General features: G+C 58.1%; 15 protein-coding genes. 13 read left to right on the top strand and 2 right to left on the bottom strand.

The window, feature by feature from the left end; all coding sequences use genetic code 11:
* The first annotated feature begins 1 nt into the window (after nt 1).
* The 5 genes from MN186_RS13220 to MN186_RS13200 all read left to right on the top strand — a co-directional run bounded on the left by MN186_RS13220 (nt 2) and on the right by MN186_RS13200 (nt 3331).
* Nucleotides 2–580 (top strand): nitroreductase family protein, encoded by a 579-nt coding sequence (locus tag MN186_RS13220; RefSeq protein WP_242114987.1) that lies wholly within the window; start codon nt 2–4, stop codon nt 578–580.
* On the top strand, nt 577–1266 hold the full coding sequence (locus tag MN186_RS13215) for an EI24 domain-containing protein (protein ID WP_242114831.1): 690 nt from the start codon (nt 577–579) through the stop codon (nt 1264–1266). The genes MN186_RS13220 and MN186_RS13215 overlap by 4 nt, the downstream gene beginning before the upstream one ends.
* A 74-nt stretch (nt 1267–1340) precedes the next feature.
* The gene (locus MN186_RS13210) at nt 1341–1976 is read left to right on the top strand and encodes a sigma-70 family RNA polymerase sigma factor (RefSeq protein WP_420838936.1); all 636 of its coding nucleotides are present in this window, start codon (nt 1341–1343) and stop codon (nt 1974–1976) included.
* Nucleotides 1973–2608 (top strand): ChrR family anti-sigma-E factor, encoded by a 636-nt coding sequence (locus tag MN186_RS13205; RefSeq protein ID WP_242114830.1) that lies wholly within the window; start codon nt 1973–1975, stop codon nt 2606–2608. The genes MN186_RS13210 and MN186_RS13205 overlap by 4 nt, the downstream gene beginning before the upstream one ends.
* A gap of 207 nt (nt 2609–2815) precedes the next feature.
* Nucleotides 2816–3331, top strand: coding sequence for a fasciclin domain-containing protein (locus tag MN186_RS13200; protein ID WP_242114829.1), 516 nt, complete (start codon nt 2816–2818; stop codon nt 3329–3331).
* Nucleotides 3332–3403: 72 nt separating this feature from the next.
* On the opposite strand, the gene MN186_RS13195 is transcribed toward MN186_RS13200, so the two are convergent.
* The gene (locus MN186_RS13195; protein ID WP_242114828.1) at nt 3404–4129 is read right to left on the bottom strand and encodes an SDR family NAD(P)-dependent oxidoreductase; all 726 of its coding nucleotides are present in this window, start codon (nt 4127–4129) and stop codon (nt 3404–3406) included.
* The gene (locus MN186_RS13190; RefSeq protein ID WP_242114827.1) at nt 4129–4899 is read right to left on the bottom strand and encodes a DUF1365 domain-containing protein; all 771 of its coding nucleotides are present in this window, start codon (nt 4897–4899) and stop codon (nt 4129–4131) included. The genes MN186_RS13195 and MN186_RS13190 overlap by 1 nt, the downstream gene beginning before the upstream one ends.
* Nucleotides 4900–5013: 114 nt before the next feature.
* On the opposite strand from MN186_RS13190, the gene MN186_RS13185 reads away from it, so the two are divergent.
* The 8 genes from MN186_RS13185 (at nt 5014) to MN186_RS13150 (ending at nt 15409) form a co-directional block, all read left to right on the top strand.
* A complete protein-coding gene (locus MN186_RS13185) occupies nt 5014–6345 on the top strand; it encodes an NAD(P)/FAD-dependent oxidoreductase (protein ID WP_242114826.1) in 1332 nt (443 codons plus the stop codon).
* Entirely contained in the window at nt 6296–7459 is a 1164-nt protein-coding gene (locus tag MN186_RS13180; RefSeq protein WP_242114825.1) for an SAM-dependent methyltransferase, read from the top strand. The genes MN186_RS13185 and MN186_RS13180 overlap by 50 nt, the downstream gene beginning before the upstream one ends.
* Nucleotides 7446–7958, top strand: a complete 513-nt coding sequence (locus MN186_RS13175) for a chalcone isomerase family protein (RefSeq protein ID WP_242114824.1) — start codon at nt 7446–7448, stop codon at nt 7956–7958. The genes MN186_RS13180 and MN186_RS13175 overlap by 14 nt, the downstream gene beginning before the upstream one ends.
* On the top strand, nt 7959–9185 hold the full coding sequence (locus MN186_RS13170) for an MFS transporter (RefSeq protein ID WP_242114823.1): 1227 nt from the start codon (nt 7959–7961) through the stop codon (nt 9183–9185). It begins immediately after the preceding gene.
* A complete protein-coding gene (locus MN186_RS13165) occupies nt 9182–9748 on the top strand; it encodes a DUF3833 family protein (protein ID WP_242114822.1) in 567 nt (188 codons plus the stop codon). Before MN186_RS13170 ends, MN186_RS13165 begins: the two co-directional genes overlap by 4 nt.
* A 176-nt stretch (nt 9749–9924) precedes the next feature.
* Nucleotides 9925–12327, top strand: a complete 2403-nt coding sequence (locus MN186_RS13160; protein WP_242114821.1) for a transketolase — start codon at nt 9925–9927, stop codon at nt 12325–12327.
* Nucleotides 12328–12468: 141 nt separating this feature from the next.
* The gene (locus tag MN186_RS13155) at nt 12469–13488 is read left to right on the top strand and encodes a glycosyltransferase family 2 protein (protein WP_242114820.1); all 1020 of its coding nucleotides are present in this window, start codon (nt 12469–12471) and stop codon (nt 13486–13488) included.
* Between the two features lie 79 nt (nt 13489–13567).
* The gene (locus MN186_RS13150) at nt 13568–15409 is read left to right on the top strand and encodes a GtrA family protein (RefSeq protein WP_242114819.1); all 1842 of its coding nucleotides are present in this window, start codon (nt 13568–13570) and stop codon (nt 15407–15409) included.
* Nucleotides 15410–15433: the final 24 nt, after the last annotated feature.

The raw sequence follows: 15433 nt of genomic DNA, 5'->3' as shown, positions 1-15433 counted from the left end.
CATGCCTGACCGCAACGAAGCTGCGCTGCAATTTCTGCTAACCCGCCGGTCGCGCCCGGCCAAAACGCTGACGGATCCTGCGCCTGATCGTGCGGCGCTTCAACCCATCCTGACCGCCGCCGCGCGCAGCCCGGACCATGGCAAGCTGGAGCCGTGGCGCTTTATCGTCTTGGAACGGGGCGCATTGGCACGTCTTGCTGATCTGGTCGAGACCCGCGGCGCAGAGCGCAACGAGGCACCCGCGCAGATCGCCAAAGCGAAGTCCGCCTATCAGGACAGTCCATTGGCGGTGGTCGTCGTCTCAGCCCCCGTTCAATCCGACAAGATACCGAAGATCGAGCAAGTGTATTCGGCGGGTGCCGTTTGCCTTGCGCTATTGAACGCCGCGCTGGCGTCGGGCTGGGGGGCGAACTGGCTGACCGGCTGGCCTGTTTATGACCGCACTTTCCTGCGCGATGGGTTGGGGTTGGGGGATGATGAAACCGTTGCGGGCGTCATCCATATCGGTACGCAAACCAACCCACCGCCCGAACGGCCCCGCCCTGATCTGGATGCAATCACGACGTGGGTGGACGCATGATCCTTGACGATTTCTTCCGCTCGGTCGCGCAAATGACCGACCCGCGCTTTCGCTCTGTTCTGTGGAAAGGGCTGGCGCTGACCATTGGTCTACTGATCGCGGTCACTGTGGCGATGACTTGGCTGGTCGGGTTCTTGGTGCCCGACACCCTGGCTTTGCCATTCATTGGCGAAGTTTCATGGGTCGACGGTATCGCATGGTGGGCGTCACTTCTGGTGATGATCGTTCTGTCGGTCGTTCTGATGGTGCCTGTTGCTGGCGCATTCACCGGCATCTTTCTGGACGACGTGGCCGACGCGGTCGAGGCGCGACACTATCCCGATCTGCCCCCCGCGCCGGATGTGCCGATGATTGAAACGATCCGCGACAGCCTTGGATTTCTGGGTGTGCTTGTCGGCGTGAACCTGATCGCTCTGATCCTGTTTTTCTTCGTCGGCCCGCTGGCGCCGATCCTGTTCTGGGTTGTGAACGGCTATCTTCTGGGGCGTGAGTATTTCCAGATGGCCGCTATGCGTCGCGTGGGCCGGGCCGAGGCGAACCGGATGCGGGCGCGTAACAACATGCGCATTTGGCTGGCTGGCACGCTGATGGCTATCCCTTTGTCGATCCCCCTGATCAACCTTTTGATCCCGATCGTGGGCGCGGCCACATTTACCCATCTTTTCCACCGGATATCGCACCAGTAAGGCCCGATAAACAGACTGCGAAAAAAAACGCGCGGCAGAGTGATCCGAGTTTCATAGTGCCTCGTATTGAGGTTATGTTGACACTGAACCTTGATCCCCCGCGCATCAGGCCCCCCATGGCCGCAATGCGTCGTCGCGAAGGAAAGCCGGTGTCGCAGAAGAAAACCGAGATTTCAGAGCAGACCGTCTGGATGCTCGCCATTCGGGACAATCGTGACCGGGCCGCGTTTTGCGCGCTGTTTGATCACTTCGCCCCGCGTTTGAAAGGCTTTATAATGCGTACGGGCTGTTCGGCCCATCAGGCGGAAGAGATCGTGCAGGACGTCATGCTGACGGTGTGGCGCAAGGCCGCGATGTTTGACCCGCACCGCGCGCAAGTGTCGGCGTGGATCTATCAGATCGCGCGCAATCGTCACATCGACGTCGTGCGCAAGGAAAATCGCCCGGTGCCGGATGAATTGGCCGAAGATCCCGGTTCGGAACCCGATGCAAGCCAAATTCTTGCGGTCGAGCAAGAAGCGGGCAAGTTAAAGCAAGCACTGTCGTCGCTGAAACCAGAGCAGCGCGAGATTATCGAAAAGGCCTATCTGGGCGAGTTGACCCACCAGGAAATCAGCACCCAGACCGGCCTGCCACTTGGAACCATCAAATCCCGTATCCGGTTGGGGCTGGAACGGTTGAGACATGAGCTAAAGGGAATGCGAGAATGACCGCAATTACCCATCATATACCCGATGCAATGCTGGCCGCCTATTCCGCGGGCAGCTTGCCGCATCACTTTGCCGTTGCAGTGGCCAGCCACGTGTCGCTGTGCCCGACCTGCCGCGTGACGCTAGAGGCGCATCAGAGCGTTGGCGGTGCGTTGCTGGACGCAACGGATGGCGTCGCTGTGTCGGACGGGATGAAGGCCGACCTTCTTGCGCAACTTGACGCGCCAGCGCCCAACATTGCGCAATATACCCGCCAAGGCATCTATCCGCGCCCGGTGGTCGAAGCGTTGAAGGGGCAAGAGCCGAAATGGAAAACGCTTGGTATGGGCGTGCGCCAGTCGATCCTGTCGGAAAGCAAGCAGGGGTCGGTTCGTCTGCTCTACATTCCCGGGGGGCAGGCTGTGCCGGATCACGGGCACAACGGGATCGAGATGACGTTGGTGCTTCAGGGCAGTTTCAGTGATGAAACCGGCCAGTTCGACGTCGGCGATATCGAGATTGCGAACGAAGATCTGGATCACACACCCATCGCGGATGAAGGCGAGCCGTGCATCTGTCTGGCGGCCACCGATGCGCCCCTGCGGTTCAACGCGTTTATGCCCCGTCTTCTGCAGCCGATTTTTCGAATTTAGGCCACCACTCAACACACCCTGTAAAGTCTGAAAGAAACCTGCGCTCTGGCGCAGGTTTTTCTTTTTTATCAAGGGCTTGAGATCGCGAAAACTCACGTTCGTGTGACGACTTGAAACACGGTGAACCGCACGCGAACCGGCGCCGTATATTCTGCGTAAGTATAAGTTAAACATGGGCTGTTAGCCTGCCAACAAGGAGATAACCTGATGAAAACCCTTACTAAAACCGCCGTTGCGGCGCTGGCTCTGACCATCACTGCGGCCACCGCAAAGGCTGACAACATCGTTGAGATCGCGGCGGCTGATGACCGTTTCTCTACCCTCGTTGCAGCTGTCACCGCTGCTGATCTGGCCGACACGCTGTCCGGCCCTGGTCCTTTCACAGTTTATGCCCCTGTCAACGACGCCTTTGCGGCGTTGCCCGATGGCACGCTTGACACGCTTCTGAAGCCTGAAAACAAGGGAAAACTGACGGATATCCTTCTGTATCATGTTGATGACCGGAAATTGACTGCGGGAATGATTCCAAAGGGTTCGAACTATTTCAAACCTGCCTTGACCAGCGCGCGGCTGTGCATCACGTCGGGCGCTGATGGTGTCACCATCGCCGACAGCACCGGCGAGACCGCGAATGTAATCATCGCCGACATCATGGCCGACAACGGTGTAATTCATGTAATCGACAAGGTTCTGTTGCCGGGTAAGCGTCCAGCGTGTCACTAAGACAGCGTTACGTAGCCAAAGAAAATGCCGCCCCTTTGTTGGGCGGCATTGCTCTTTCAGACTAAGTTTTGATTATTTTCCCCGGTAAACAACAAGATCCGGCAGATATTCCAACAGCCGTATCCCCCAAGAGAATGGGGCGGGGAAGTCGGTGCGAAAACGAGTCTTGCGCATCGCTTTCAAGACATGTTTTGCCGCGTCGTCGGGCGACATCAGCATCGGCATCTTGAAGCTGTTTTTCTCGGTCAGGCGGGTCTTGATGAAGCCGGGATTGGCGATCCTGACAACGATATCAGTGTCTTTCAGGTCAAAGCGCAGCGTTTCAGCCAGACTGACGATGGCCGCCTTGCTGGCGCTGTAACCGACCGAGGCGGGCAGGCCGCGATACCCCGCCAGCGACCCGATCAGGGTGATATCGCCGCGCCCCTTCTTGGTAAGCGCCGGCATCACCTCGCCCATCACGTTCATGGCGCCGATGAAGTTGACATTGCACATGACCATCGCGGATTTGCTGTCCCATTCGGTTGCGCGCATCGGGTCATATGCCCCTGCGATGTAGACGATCCCATCCACATCGCCTGCCTGCGCCACGGCATCACGCACTTGGTCAAGGTCGGTCACATCAAAGGGCACAGCGCGCGCGTTTGACAGTTCGTCCGTCAGGCTTTGCAACCGATCCGCGCTGCGGGCCGAGACAACCAGCCGCGCGCCCTCGTTGTCCAGATCACGCGCCAGTGCGCGGCCCAGCCCTTCGCTTGCGCCGATCAGCCAATAAGTCTTTCCTTTGAACTCAACCATCATTTGCTCCTTCGGAAGGTCTTGCTGTCAGATACCAACGGGTCCGGCGGGGCAGGCTTGCGTTTGAACGGAGCGCGTTTTCGGTAAAGGATGAATGCCTGCCAATAGATCAACGCGACCACGCGCGCCGCACCAAATGGCCTGCGCAGCGCCGCCCACGCAAGCGAGGCACTGGTGGCCGGGCGCCGATCCCCGACCAGCGTGGCCAACAGCCCTTCGTCGCCATTTTCGTATAGAATGCGGATGTCGAATGCGTCGTCTGTCATACCAAAGTTGAACCGGTATTGTCCTTCGACCTTTTGGAAAGGGGAGACATGCATCAGCTTTTCGGCAATGATCGTGTCGCGTTTTTCAATAGCCCTAAAATCATCATGGGCACAGAAGTAGCAATGCCGGTCACCGAACGTGTTGTTCACCTCGGCAATAAAAGCACGCGGTGTGCCGTTGCTGGTGGCGATCCAGAAGCTGACCGGGTTGAAATGAATGCCCAGAAAGCTGGGCTGGGTCAGCAGCAGAAGGTTGCAATCTGCGGTGGGCAGCCCGCGCGCCTCAAGCTCGTCGCGAAACCAATCCACGCCTCGACCGTCACCACGTGGCCCGCCGTGATGTTTGTCCCACAAGGACCACAGGTTGAAGCGATTGCGTGACAGAAGCACGGGTTGAACATCGCTGGATAAATCGCACAACACAAAATCAACGCCGTACTTAAAGGCGTTCTTTAGCTTGCCGCGCCGTGCGTGCAGCGTTTGGGCTTGGACGTGGTCAACCATATTACTCTTTCTACGGACAGGATGAGAGATTGGATCAAGTATTGCTTCGTTTTTTTGATCCAAGCTGATCTTACGGTCGTAACCCTTTCATGTATTTACAAGAATGAGGCACCAATGCTTGACCAACAGCGCAGGCCGCGTCGAAAAATTGCAATCGTCGGCGGCGGAATTTCGGGCCTGTCGGCGGCCTATTATCTGTCCCCCCACCACGATGTCACGATTTACGAGGCCGCGCCAAGATTGGGTGGCCATGCGCGCACGGTGATCGCAGGGAAGAATGGTGACCAGCCCGTCGATACCGGGTTTATCGTTTTCAATTATGTTACCTACCCCTATTTGACCCGTCTGTTTCGCGACCTTGATGTGCCCGTGACCAAAAGCGAAATGAGCTTCGGCGCAAGTATCGACGACGGGCGGTTGGAATATGGTCTTCGCAATCTGAAATGCATAACGGCGCAAAAGCGGAACCTGCTGCGGCCACAATATTACAAGATGATTGCGGATATCCTGCGGTTCGGTAAGCACGCGGAACAGGCCGCGAAAGACAATGACAAGACCATCGGCGAGCTGGTGGATGAGCTCGGACTTGGTCCTTGGTTTCGCAATAATTACCTGATGCCGATGTGCGGCGCGATCTGGTCGACACCCGTGGATGATGTCGACCAATTTCCCGCGCGGTCCCTTGTTCAGTTTTTCCGCAATCACGCGTTGCTGGCCGGGATTGGCGAACACCAGTGGTGGACTGTTAAGGGCGGCAGTATCGAATACGTCAAACGTCTTGAGGCTGCCCTGCGCACACGCGGCGTTGATATCCGGGTCGGAGCACCGGTGACGCGGGTTGCCCGGATGCCCTATGGTGTATCGGTCCAGACCGACGGCGCCCATGATAAGGGCTATGACGACATCATCCTTGCCTGCCATTCGGATCAATCCTTGGCGATGCTGGGTGACGATGCAACCAAGGCCGAGGCAAGTGCGCTTGGCCGCATCCGCTATCAGCCCAACAAGGCGGTTTTGCATTGCGATCCCGGTCAGATGCCAAAGCGCAAGGCGTGCTGGTCAAGCTGGGCGTACCGGTCGCAAAACGGAGCGATTGGCGTCACCTACTGGATGAACAAGTTGCAGAACATTCCCGAAAGCGACCCGCTTTTCGTGACCCTGAACCCCTCGACCCCGATTCCAGCGGACAAGATTTATGACGAGGTCGAATTCGCTCACCCTGTCTTCGACAAACCTGCGCTTCAGGCGCAGGACGAGTTGCGTGCCATGCAAGGCATGAACCGCACTTGGTTTGCCGGGGCCTATCATCGGCACGGGTTTCACGAAGACGGCATCGCAAGTGCGATGCGGGTCGTGCGGATGATCAATAATGACCACTCACTGAAAGGATCGGACATTGCGTTTGACGAACAAAGCCCTGAAGTCGGAATTTCTGTCCACCTGTGAACGCTTGCGCGAGGGGCAGTTGACCCTGCACACGCCTGAAGGCGACAGCCATCATTTCGGCACATCAGGCGCCGAGGCCGAGATGGTAATCCACGATTGGGCAGCCGTATCAGCAATGGCCGCGCATGGGCAGGTTGGACTGGGCGAGGCCTATGTGCAGGGGATGTGGGACACGTCCTCGATTGAAACCTTGATGTCTGTGGCCATGCGCAATCGCGACCACTTGGCATCCTATGACCGCGCAAACGCGTTCAACCGCGCCAAGTTCCGACTGGTCGATACCATGCTGCGCGCGAATTCCCGCCGGGGGTCGCGCAAGAACATTCGGTCGCATTACGACGTTGGGAACGAATTTTATCAGCTGTGGCTGGACGAAGGCATGACCTATTCATCCGGCTTGTTCATGGATGGCAGCGATGATCTGACCGAAGCCCAGACGCGCAAGAATGCCCGCGCGCTGTCCCGACTTGGGACGGGAGAACGGGTGTTGGAAATCGGCTGTGGATGGGGCGGGTTTGCCGAACATGCAACCCACCATGGGCGTGATGTGACCGGCGTGACCATCTCGCGCAACCAACATTCCTATGCGGAATGTCGTCTGGATGGGCGGGCCGATATTCAATTGCGCGACTATCGCGACATTGATGGAAAATACGACAACATCGTCTCAATCGAGATGATCGAGGCGGTCGGTGCGCGCTACTGGCCCGACTATTTCGCGGTTCTGAAACAGAACCTTGCCGAAGGTGGGCGTGTGCTGTTGCAGGCAATCACCGTCAAAGACAGCTTTTTCGAGACTTACAAGACCTCGTCCGACTACATCCGACAGTATGTCTTTCCAGGCGGCATGCTGTTGTCAGACAGCGTGATCGCCGAACAGGCGCGAAAGGCCGGGCTTCAGGTGCAAGACAATTTTGCTTTCGGGCAGGACTATGCCAAAACCTGTCGCATCTGGGCCGAACGGTTCACCCAACAGAAGCGCAAGATCGCCGAAATGGGGTATGGCGAGGCGTTCCAGCGCAACTGGCAGTATTATCTAGAGATTTGCGCGGCCTCGTTCGCTGTGGGTCATACGAATGTCGTTCAGGTGGAGTTGGCTCATGCCCGGCCTTAAAGCCATATTGGCTGCGGCAATGTTGGTCAGCGCCAGCGTGCCGGTGGCGTTGGCACAAAGCAAAACCGCTGCCGCCGTCCTTCCGGGTGCCGAGGTGCGCGGCGCCGCCACTCTGCGCTTTCTGGGCTTTCCGCTGTATCAGGCACGGCTGTTCACCGTGGGCGGGGCGGCGTTGAATTGGAGCCAGAATTTCGGGATCGAGCTGACATACCTACGTGACCTGACCCAATACGATCTTGTCGAAGCAACGCTGCGTGAATTCAAACGTACCGGTGGCGCGCTTCCGCTTGAGGCGCAATTGAATACCTGTTTCAAGGCTGTCGGCAATGGCGACCGCTATCTGGCCGTGTCCGATGGTGCCAATAAGGTCGCATTCTGGCGCAACGGCCAACGCACTTGCACCCTGTCGCACCCACAGATCAAGCGCCGCTTCATGGGCATTTTCGTGGGCGAGAATACGCGGTCCAAATCCTTCACGCGAAAGCTGTTGGGGTCTTGAATGGTCTATCCGCGCGTCAGCCTTTATGCACTGATGCTGGCGGCTGCTGGCATCCCTCTTTACATTCATCTGCCGCGGTTCGCTTCGGTTAATCTGGGCATTGGGCTGGGGGTGATCGGCGTGATCTTGTTGGTCATTCGGCTGGTCGATCTAGTGCAAGATCCGCTTTTGGGCTGGGCGATTGACCGTTGGCCCAAGGCGCAAAGCTTTTTTGCAATGTTGGCGGCTGCCGGGTTGGCGGTTGGCTTTCCTGTCCTCTTCTCGCTTGAGCCCGGCGGGGCAGTCGTTGCCCGGCTTGTGGTGGTGCTGGTCCTGCTATTCTCGGCCTATAGCCTTGGCATGATCCTGCTTTATGGGCGCAGCGCGACGCTCGCGTATTCGCCACGAGAACAAGACCTTATGACCCTTGCCGCCTTTCGCGAAGGCGGAATGCTGGCGGGTGTCGTGATCGCGGCCATCGCACCGGCGGCGTTCGTGGCGTTTGGCGCAGGTGGGCAGGGTTATCCTGTCTTTGGCTGCTTTCTTGGTTTTGTGGCAGCCACGGTCGCGTTGCTCAGCTTTCCCGTGTGGCAGCGCAAACCGGTGCTGGGCGAGGGGCTGTCATTGTCCGGCTTGGCGGGGGCAGGGGCGTTGCGTCTTTTGCTTCTGGCGCTGGTCAACAGTCTGCCGGTCGCGGTGACGTCTACGCTGTTTCTGTTCTTTGTCGAAGATCGGTTGCAACTGCCGGGAAAGGGCGGGCCGCTTCTGATCTTGTTCTTCCTGTGCGCGGGGGTCAGTGTGCCGCTCTGGACGGGACTGAGCCGACGCGTGGGCACGAAAATGACGCTTGTGATTTCTATGCCGCTGGCGATCCTGGGCTTTATCGGCGCAGCGTTTCTGGCCCCCGGAAATCTGATCGGATTTGCCCTGATCTGCGTGGCATCGGGTGCGGCACTTGGGGCTGATATGGTCGTCTTACCTGCCATGTTCTCGGTCGTTCTGACACGGGCGGGGTTAAGCGCATCGGCGGCGTTCGGCATCTGGTCCTTTGCGGGCAAGCTCGGGCTGGCCTTGGCCGCTTTCGCCGTTCTGCCGCTGCTTGAGCAAAGCGGCTTTCAGCCCGGCCAAATCAACAGCGACGCGGCCCTGACCACCCTAAACATCGCCTATGCCATCGTGCCCTGTATCCTGAAACTCTGCGCTTTCGCCCTTGTGCTGGCGCTTCCCACCAAGGAGCGTATCCAATGAAACTTCTGACCGCTTTTTTATTGCTGGTCTTGGCGGCGACCTTCGCTAAGACCATGCTTTTCAGCTTTCGCGCGCAAAGCCCGGATGACTACGCCGATACAGCCGGCCCGGCATTTTCGTTGAAAGAGCATCTGTCGGGCAGCTTCGCTTCTGAGGGGCTGATTTTCGGCCCCAAGGGCAAGTTGTCCAACAGCTTCGTCGCCGAGATGGTCGGCGAATGGGATGGTGACACTGGTACTCTGACGGAAAAGTTCGTTTATTCCAACGGGCGCGAGCAGAACCGCAAATGGTTTCTGAAACTGGGCGATGATAACACTTTTACCGCCACCGCCGATGATATCGTGGGCGAAGCGCGCGGCGTCGTATCTGGTTCGACCGTCTTGATCAGGTACAAGATCGTCCTGCCGCCCGAGGCCGGAGGTCATACTCTGGACGCGACCGACTGGCTGTATCTGACGCAGGACGGCGTTATCATGAACAAGTCCGAGATGCGGAAATTCGGCCTGAAAGTGGCCGAGCTGATTGCCACGATGCGCCCAGTTCAGGGCGACCAATCCGACTAAATATACGCGGCAGGAAAGCGTTGTACCTCTGTTCAACACACTGGGTGGCCGTATTGCGCTCATCTGTGTCATCACGTGTGCGAGTTGTATCAACAGCCCATCATCGCTGCGCCTGTGACATCGCGCGGAAATGTCGATAGACTTCGCGCAACGTATTTTGCTTAAAGGAAATCGCGATGACGGCGCGCACGACCCTACCCAAGCGGGCGGACTTTCAGCATCTTCAGACGATTGAGCAGCGGCTTTTGTGGTTGTCGCACTGGATGATTCACCACGCGAACCACGTCCGACCCAAGGTGGATGGGATCAAGATCGGCGGGCATCAGGCGTCGTCTGCGTCAATGGTGTCGATCATGACGGCGCTGTATTTCACGACGCTGAAACCTGAAGATCGGGTTGCGGTGAAGCCCCATGCCAGCCCGATCTTTCACGCCATGCAATACCTGATGGGCAATCAGACCCGCGAGAAGATGGAGAACTTCCGCGGCTTCGGCGGGGTGCAAAGTTATCCCTCGCGCACCAAGGACATCGACGATGTGGACTTCTCGACCGGGTCCGTCGGGCTGGGTGTGGCGATCACGTCCTTTGCCTCGATCGTGCAGGACTATGTTGGCGCGAAACCATGGGGCAAAGACGCGCCCATGGGCCGGATGGTGGCACTGGTCGGCGATGCAGAGCTGGACGAGGGCAACATCTATGAGTGCTTGCAAGAGGGCTGGAAAAACGATCTGCGCAACACTTGGTGGATCATCGACTATAATCGGCAATCGCTTGACGGGATCGTGCGCGAAGGGCTGTTTGAACGGGTTGAAAAGATATTCGATGCCTTCGGCTGGGACGTGGTCCGCATCAAACACGGCGCGTTGCAACGCGCGGCGTTTGCAGAGCCGGGCGGCGAGGCGCTGCGCGACTGGATCGACGCCTGCCCCAACGCTGAATACTCGGCGCTGACCTTTATGGGCGGTGCGGTATGGCGCAAGCGGCTGATGGATGATCTGGGCGATCAGGGCGAGGTCAGCGCGCTGATCGACCGACGCTCGGACGAAGAACTGGCCGAGTTGATGGAGAACCTTGGCGGCAACTGCGTTCAGACGATGGCCGACATTTTCGCCGCCATCGACCACGACCGCCCGACCTGTTTTCTGGCCTATACAATCAAGGGCTGGGGCACGCCGATTGCGGGCCACAAGGACAATCACGGCGGGCTGATGAACAAGACCCAGTTTGCCGAATGGCAGACCCATATGGGCGTGGCCGAAGGTGAGGAATGGGAGCCGTTCGCCACCGTGGACGACCCCGGCGCGCTGAAGAAGTTCCTGAAGGACGTGCCGTTCTTCGCCAAGGGCACCCGGCGGTTTAACGACGCCAAGCTGGACGTGCCAACAATAGAAATCTCCTCGGATCGCGAATTCTCGACCCAAATGGCGTTTGGCAAAATCCTTGACGACCTGTCCAAAGGTGACAGTGATCTGGCGGCGCGGATCTTGACGACTTCACCCGATGTGACGGGGACGACGAACCTTGGCCCTTGGGTGAACCGGCGCAAGCTGTTTGCGCGCACCGCGCAGGCGGACGCGTTCATTGAACACCGCATCCCCTCGACCGCGAAATGGGAGTTCACGCCCGAAGGCCAGCATATCGAACTTGGCATCGCCGAAATGAACCTGATGCTGCTTCTGGGCGCCGCGGGGCTGAGCCACAGCCTGTTTGGCAAACGGCTGATCCCCATCGGCACGGTCTATGATCCGTTCGTGAGCCGCGGCCTCGATGCGTTGAACTATGCCTGTTATCAGGATGCGCGGTTCATACTGGTGGGCACGCCGTCGGGTGTGACGCTGGCGCCCGAAGGCGGCGCGCACCAATCGGTCGGCACGCCTTTGATCGGCATGTCGCAGGACGGGCTGGCGGCGTTTGAGCCGGCCTTCGCGGACGAATTGGCTGTGATCATGGAATGGGCCTTCGACTATCTGCAACGCGACGGCGAAGGAGACCCGGACGAACGCACATGGTTGCGTGACGAGACCGGCGGCAGCGTCTATCTGCGCCTGACGACCAACCCGATCGAGCAGCCCGGCAAACGCCATGACGAGGCGTTTCGGCAAGGCGCCATCGACGGGGCCTATTGGCTGCGCAAACCGGGGCCGAATTGCGAGGTGGTGATTGCCTACCAAGGGGCCGTCGCACCCGAGGCGATCAAGGCCGCTGGCATTATCGGCGAAGGTCGGCGCGATATTGGTGTCCTTGCCGTGACATCGTCGGATCGGTTGAACGCTGGGTGGACGGCCGCCCAACGGGCGCGAGCGCGGGGCATTGCCAGCGCCACGTCGCATATTGAACATCTGATGCGGGACCTGCCACCGCATTGCAGGCTGGTGACGGTCATCGACGGCCACCCGGCAACGCTTGCATGGCTGGGCAGCGTCGTGGGGCACCGGACCATCCCCTTGGGCGTCGAACATTTCGGCCAGACTGGCACAATCAGCGACTTGTATCGCCACCATGGGATTGATGCCGAGGCCATCGTCTCAAAAGTTCACGGCCTGACCGCAGGACGCCCCGTCCACACCGTTAAACCGTAGCGCACGCGTCGCGCTGCATCGCAATCGCGGATCATATTCCAAACGCAGCTTGCAGCGCGACTTCGCGTCATCATATTCTGCGCGAATTGACGAGTGTTTGCAGCGCCAACGCGGCAAATAGCAATTACAAGGCGTAGGACTATGGCAGGGGCGAAAGATACAACAGTGCTGGACCACTCTGAACCTGGGGTGCAGCGGCGGCAGATGATCTCTCTGATCATTCCTGTGTTCAACGAAGAAGACAGCATTCGCCTGTTTCTTGAGCAGACGTCGAAGGCGTTGGATCCGCTTGGCGATGATCTGGATGTGGAATACCTATTCGTCAATGACGGCAGCCGCGACGCGACCGAGCGCGTGATCCTGGCCTGCCGTGACGACTGGCCCCAGATCGCCTTGGTGAACCTGTCGCGCAATTTCGGGAAAGAGGCCGCATTGTCCGCTGGCCTGAACCACGCGCGCGGCGATGCGGCCATCCCGATCGACGTGGATTTGCAGGACCCCCCGGAAGTGATCGTGGATATGGTCGCCCGCTGGCGCGACGGGGCCAAGGTGGTGAACGCCCGCCGCGCCCGCCGTGACGCCGATACTTGGGCAAAGCGCATCAGTGCCGGTCTGTTTTATCGCCTATTCAATGCTTTGGCCGACTATCCGATCCCGACCGGCGTCGGCGACTTCCGCCTGCTGGATCGCGAAGTGGTGGACGCCATCTGCGCCCTTGGAGAGCGGTCGCGGTTCAACAAGGCGCTGTTCAGCTGGGTTGGATTTGAAACCATCGAGGTCGAATATGACCGCCCCGCCCGCGCGGCTGGCGAAACCCAGTGGTCATATTGGAAGCTGTGGAAGCTCGCGTTGGACGGTATTTTTGCCGCCTCGACCACGCCATTGCGGATCTGGACCTATATCGGTCTGACCATGGCGGTTGGGTCGTTGCTGTATTCCGCGTTCCTGTTTTTCCGGACGTTGTTATTCGGTGTTGATACGCCCGGTTATGCCTCGACCGTGATCTTGATCCTGATTTTTGGCGGGATGAATATGTTTGCCTTGGGCATCATCGGCGAATATGTGGGCCGCATCTATACCGAGGTGCGCCAGCGTCCGCTTTACATTGTACGGTCTTATCATCAGCAGGGCGTCGACGACGCGGGCAGGGGGGGTGGATGATCATCGCAATCGCATGCACGCTTGCAAGCCACTGGTTACGTGCTGCCCAGTGCCCGTTTTGATGAAGGAAACCTGATCCGTGCCTGCACAATTGCTTCGCTTCATAGGTGTGGGCGGCCTGGCCACGCTGACCCATGTTCTGGTTGCTTCTCTCGCTTATCGGTATGCTTCCGTGCCGGATATGTGGGCCAATTTTGCAGGGTTCTGCGTGGCTGTTCTGGTGTCATACACGGGCCATTCGCGCGTCACTTTCGCCGCAGAGCCAACACAAAAGGGCCAGTTCCCGCGGTTTGTGTTCGTCGCGTCGATGGGTCTTGTCGCCAGCAGCACAATCGTCGGGGTGGTCAGCACCTGGGGTGGGGGCAGCTTCTATCTGGCGATGGCGTTGGTGGTTGTTCTGGTGCCTATCGCGACATTTCTTGCGCTGCGATTCTGGGTGTTTTCCGACCGCGCCGCGATCGCGTTACCCCCGTGGCCGGTCGTCGCCATCGCGCTGGTCCTCAGCACTGTTTTGATCGGGCTTTACTGGAACTGGCCCATCAACCACGAAACGGCGTGGTATCTGGTCGCGACGCGCAAAATGTTGGATGGCGCCCGGCTTTACGTCGATATTGTCGAGGTCAATCCGCCCCTGAACTTTTATTTGACGGTCCCGGCGCTTTGGCTTGCAGATGCGTTACATATCAGTGACACGAACGGCCAATATCTGGCGGTGGCGCTGCTGTATCTTGTCAGCATGGTCTGGAGCGGCGCGGTCTTGCGTCGTGTTACCGACTTGTCGCCAGTCCGTTACTACGCGTTCTTCATCTTCATGGCGATTATCTACATCCTTGGGGCGGGCAGCGAAATTGCACAACGTGAACATCTTCTGGTATTGTTCCTGTCGCCGTGGCTGATTGGAAACCTGTCGGCAGACAAGCGCACGCCGTCGCTGGCAAGCAGCGTGTTTGCCGCAATCGGGATTTGCATCAAACCTTTTTTTCTGCTTTTCCCTTTGACGTTTCTGGCCCGGGATATATGGCGCAACCGGTCGATTGCCCCGATCATATACCCACGCTATCTGGCTATGCTGTTTGTCGGTGTGTTTTATGTCGCCTTCGTCATGACGCGCCACCCCGAGTATCTGGGTGACATCGCGCCAATGGCGGTAGATGTTTATGGCGCGTTCAAAAAACCGATGTCAGAGGTTTTGTTAGATCAGTTGGTACCGATGACGCTTGGCTTGCTTGCGATGTCAGTGTTATTATTTCAACCTAACGCCAACGCAAATCTTTTCGCTTTGGCCGCATTCGCCGGCTTGATAAGCTATTTTGCACAAAGCACCGCTTTTCATTATCACCTTATCCCGTTTCTTTGTTACGCACTTCTGGCTGCGGTAATGGCGCTGTTGACGTCAAGAATAAATCTGGTTCGGACGTTGCCGTCTTACGTTTTCGGTGGGTTGTTGATCTTCGGATTAATTCAATTTGGCAAACACCGAAACGAAATGACGGATGTTGTGGTTAGCGTTGCTAAGAAACATGGGCCGATCACAAGCTTGATGGCTGGATCGACCCTTCTTGATCCGGGCGCGCCGGTTGCGCTTCGGCTGGGTGTGGACTGGGTCAGCCGGTATCCACACAACTGGCTTTATCCGGGCGCCATCAGCAAACTGGCGCAGACCGATTGCAATCTGCACCCTATGCTCTGTGAGAAGCTGACAGGCTTTGCGGATCGAAACCGCGACGGAAACTTGGAAGACATCGTGCGACACAAACCGGACCTCATCGTCGCGATGCGCGATGTAGGGCGTCTTGAAACTGCGTCAATTACTTGGATGACTTTTATGGAAGCCGATCCACGCTTTGTCGAAGTAATGAAGAATTACAGCTTAGTACACCGAACCCGAGAAATGGACTTCTATCTTCGCAACGCTGAATAGGCGCGCGGGCGATCACGGTGAGGT

It is taken from the genome of Aliiroseovarius sediminis (assembly GCF_022678485.1).
In the GTDB taxonomy this organism is placed as follows: Bacteria; Pseudomonadota; Alphaproteobacteria; order Rhodobacterales; family Rhodobacteraceae; genus Aliiroseovarius; species Aliiroseovarius sediminis.
This window is presented reverse-complemented; position numbering and strand designations above follow the sequence as displayed.